We start from the raw sequence: 3,384 nt of genomic DNA on the forward strand, positions 1-3,384 counted from the left end.
TCCTGACCGAGATACTTCTAAAACTTTACACATCCTCTCCACAGCAAATTCATTGCTGTGATCTCGGATAAAACCATATTTTACTGTGGTTTCTTCGAGAAGATGCTTACCGCCTTTTTTAAAATGTCGCGTTCTTCTTTTGCAATTTTTAGTTCTTTTTTTAGTTTTATAATCTCTTGTTCTTCAGGAGAAAGATTTTGTTTACCATTGCCTGGGAAAGCTAAATTACCCTTGTCTCTATACTCTTTACGCCATCTAATTAGTGCATTATAACTAACACCTAAATCTTCAGCAATATCTTTACAATTTTTATCAGATTTAAGACTTAATTCAACAGCATCACGTTTAAATTGTTCATCACGTTTTATTTTAGGTTTGCTCATGTGTATTCCCCCTTTGAATAACTTTATTATACACCTTAACTCACTGTCTAACAAATAGGGGGAAGATTAAAGTTATAAATAAGTAAAAATACTTATATTGATTAACAGGTGCTATAATTTACATTGTTAATTGAAACTAATATCTTATTTAGTTCAAATATACCACTAGTTTAAGATCAATAAGTTACATTAATCAGTTTGGAATGTGATTTTTTATAGTAGAGTTAGTTTATCAGTTAAGGTAAGGAAGGAGACGATATGAAGAAAAATTTTTTAAAAGCATTTTTAGGTAGTTGGTTACAAATATTAAGTTTTCTATTAATTGTCGAAATGATAGATAAAACTGGTATGCAGGTAAAATCAATTATAAAGACACCTATAGGAGCAATTTTTATTTTTTCTATTTTTATTATCTTTGAGATGATAAGTACTTATGAACGTAAATTTGGTTTGAAAGATTACCCTATATTAAAAAGAATTTCAGGTTTATTTATGTTTAAAGAAAGAGAAGAGTTAAACCTTTCTTCTACTATTTTACTGGGTAGTGTTATATTTATTATTTTATATGTTTTAGGATAATTTTTATTTAGAATAATAAGTTAAAGATAAAATTATAGGCAAATAATAAATATTTTATTAACGTGATATATAATGAAAAAGCTAATAAAAAAGATAAAAAGAAAGTTCAAAAAATACTATGCTATCAAACAACACGACATCACCGATTGTGGTCCAACTTCCTCAGCAATGATAGCAAAACATTATGACTTGAAGATTCCAATTGTGAAGATTAATGAGATAGCTAGGATGGGTATTTTTTTGAACCGACAGAAAAATTACAAAGGGGTGCCGTAACCACGGGCTTGTTGGCCCGCTTTTTTGGGTTGATTCTACCTCACAAGAGGTTATTGATAGAGATATTCTTATCATCTATTCTGTACACTTTAATGGGACTAGCAGGTGATTTTTACTTTAAATACTTGATAGATACCGTCTTAGCAGATGGTCTAGTGAGGAACTTACATATAGTATCGACAGGTATCGTGATTTTAACCATACTTCAGGTGGCGATGAATGCTTTTAGGAGCCATCTATTGCTTTATTTGAGTCAAAAGATAGATATTGCACTTATATTAAATTATTATCAACATGTCTTAGAACTTCTCATGTCCTTTTTTGATTCAAGAAAGGTTGGGGAGATACTATCGCGTTTAAATGATGCTTCCAAGATTAGAGATGCTATATCAATGGCAATGTAGCTAAAGAGGGATGTTTATTTAAGATCAAAGGAGCACTACTGTGATTTTCTTAAGGGTTGGTACTGCTATGCTCTGCTTATTTTGGCTGAAAATAAAATAATCGGTTATCTAGATCTGTCAACTATAGATGTGAAGCTAAAAAAGGAGTTAATGGCTATAGCTATATTACTTAGAGATAAGGTAGTAAATAGCTTTATAAGAAGGAAGAGTAGCTTATTTGATAAGAAAGGGCAGATAGAATTAAACGATGTTCAAATAAAAATCTTAGAGTTGATGGCTAAAGGGTTAAAAAGGGGTGAGATAGCAGATAAGTTATGCTGTTCTAAAAGTAATACCAAGTATCATAAGAGTAGGATTTTTGATAAGCTAGGTGTTAACTCTAAAGTTGAGGCTGTTTTAGAGGGAGTAAGAAGGGGATTGATTTCTTTGGAGGAGATTTGATTATGAGATGATAGTCAGAACAGACTACCCATTTGGGTAGTCTTGCAAAAATTATGCACAAAAACTACCCAAATGGGTAGTGAAAAGTCAATTTCAAGAAAAAGACTACCCTTTTGGGTAGTTTATATATCAGGATAATGATGGTAAAATGACTAATGTAATACTTCTCAAGGGGTAAATATAATAAGTTTTAAGGGGGGTGAGGGTTAATGAAGAGATTGAATGAGAAAGAATTGATGGTTGTTGATGGTGGCTCACTTTTTACAATAGGCTCTATGTATGTAGGAGCAGTGGTTGGAAAAAAATTGTGTGTTCTCTTGCAGGTAAAACTGCTGCTGCTAAGATTGCTGGATCTTCTACTGGAATGGCATGTGGAGCAGCATATGCTACTAGTAGATAGTAAATAATCATTTTTTAAAAGTTGTGCTCCGATTGCTACTAGTCGCGAGCACAATTTTCATATAGAAATGTAATCAAAATAATAGTAATTAATTATATGTAAAAGTGAGGTTCCCCCATTAAATTAGACACTAAGTTTAGTGGCTTTTCTCTCGTTTTCGTATTTTTCTGGACTTTTATAATTTAAAGTCGAGTGCATTCTAAATCTATTGTAAAAGACTTCAATATATTCAAATATATCTCTTCTTGCTTGAGCTCTTGTTATATAGTTATTATGATGAATTAATTCTGTTTTCAATGTTCCAAAAAAGCTTTCTGACACTGCATTATCCCAGCAATTACCCTTACGACTCATTGATGATTTAAATCCATTTTCAATTAATAGTTCTTGAAATTCTATACTAGCGTACTGACTTCCTCGATCTGAATGAAATATAAGTCCTCTTGAGACTTGGCGATTGTTTAGAGCCATATTAAGAGCATTTATTACAAGATTCTTTTTCATTGTGCTATCCATTGACCAACCAACAACTTTACGAGAATATAGATCTATTATGACAGCAAGGTAAAGCCAACCTTCCTGAGTAGGAATATATGTGATGTCTGAGACCCAGACTTTATTTTTTGAGATACATCAAATTCTCGGTTAAGAATATTATCTTTTATTGGCAGGTTATGATTAGAATTTGTTGTAACTTTGAATTTACGCTTTTGTATAGTCTGTTAATCCTAATACTTTCATTAATCTTTCTACTCGTTTTTTATTGTCATATAATGCCTTCTTTCTTAAGCTGTTTGTAGATTCTAGGGCTACCATAAGTCCCACGGCTCTGCCAATATATTTGAGCTACCTTAAATTTTAAAGTTTCATTTTCTTCTTCTCTTTTACTTGGTTTTCTTTT

5 protein-coding genes and 2 pseudogenes are annotated in these 3,384 nt (G+C 31.5%); 5 read left to right on the top strand and 2 right to left on the bottom strand.

The annotated features are described in order from the left end of the window. A pseudogene (locus HALSAC_RS0100380) lies at window positions 1-383 on the bottom strand (transposase); the annotation flags it as partial. A gap of 258 nt (window positions 384-641) precedes the next feature. Here HALSAC_RS0100380 and HALSAC_RS0100385 point away from each other — a divergent pair. The 5 genes from HALSAC_RS0100385 (at window position 642) to HALSAC_RS0100400 (ending at window position 2,490) form a co-directional block, all read left to right on the top strand. Then, window positions 642-962, top strand: coding sequence for a hypothetical protein (locus HALSAC_RS0100385; protein WP_027338590.1), 321 nt, complete (start codon window positions 642-644; stop codon window positions 960-962). Between the two features lie 72 nt (window positions 963-1,034). Then, on the top strand, window positions 1,035-1,238 hold the full coding sequence (locus tag HALSAC_RS16735) for a cysteine peptidase family C39 domain-containing protein (protein ID WP_084804235.1): 204 nt from the start codon (window positions 1,035-1,037) through the stop codon (window positions 1,236-1,238). Between the two features lie 29 nt (window positions 1,239-1,267). After that, window positions 1,268-1,642, top strand: a complete 375-nt coding sequence (locus HALSAC_RS16740; RefSeq protein WP_211231273.1) for an ABC transporter transmembrane domain-containing protein — start codon at window positions 1,268-1,270, stop codon at window positions 1,640-1,642. A gap of 81 nt (window positions 1,643-1,723) precedes the next feature. Beyond that, a complete protein-coding gene (locus HALSAC_RS0100395; protein WP_211231274.1) occupies window positions 1,724-2,083 on the top strand; it encodes a response regulator transcription factor in 360 nt (119 codons plus the stop codon). 209 nt (window positions 2,084-2,292) lie between these two features. Further along, window positions 2,293-2,490: a hypothetical protein gene (locus HALSAC_RS0100400; protein ID WP_027338593.1), complete on the top strand. Its 198-nt coding sequence runs from the start codon at window positions 2,293-2,295 to the stop codon at window positions 2,488-2,490. A 116-nt stretch (window positions 2,491-2,606) separates the two neighbouring features. Here the strand turns inward: HALSAC_RS0100400 and HALSAC_RS14595 are convergent. After that, window positions 2,607-3,384: pseudogene (locus HALSAC_RS14595) on the bottom strand (IS3 family transposase); the annotation flags it as partial.

It is taken from the genome of Halonatronum saccharophilum DSM 13868 (assembly GCF_000517025.1).
GTDB lineage: Bacteria > Bacillota > Halanaerobiia > Halobacteroidales > Halobacteroidaceae > Halonatronum > Halonatronum saccharophilum.

Bases quoted from the DNA above. Each gene is read 5' to 3' on its own strand.
- HALSAC_RS0100385 (WP_027338590.1), top strand. From the start codon at position 642: ATGAAGAAAAATTTTTTAAAAGCATTTTTAGGTAGTTGGTTACAAATA.
- HALSAC_RS16735 (WP_084804235.1), top strand. From the start codon at position 1,035: ATGAAAAAGCTAATAAAAAAGATAAAAAGAAAGTTCAAAAAATACTAT.
- HALSAC_RS0100400 (WP_027338593.1), top strand. From the start codon at position 2,293: ATGAAGAGATTGAATGAGAAAGAATTGATGGTTGTTGATGGTGGCTCA.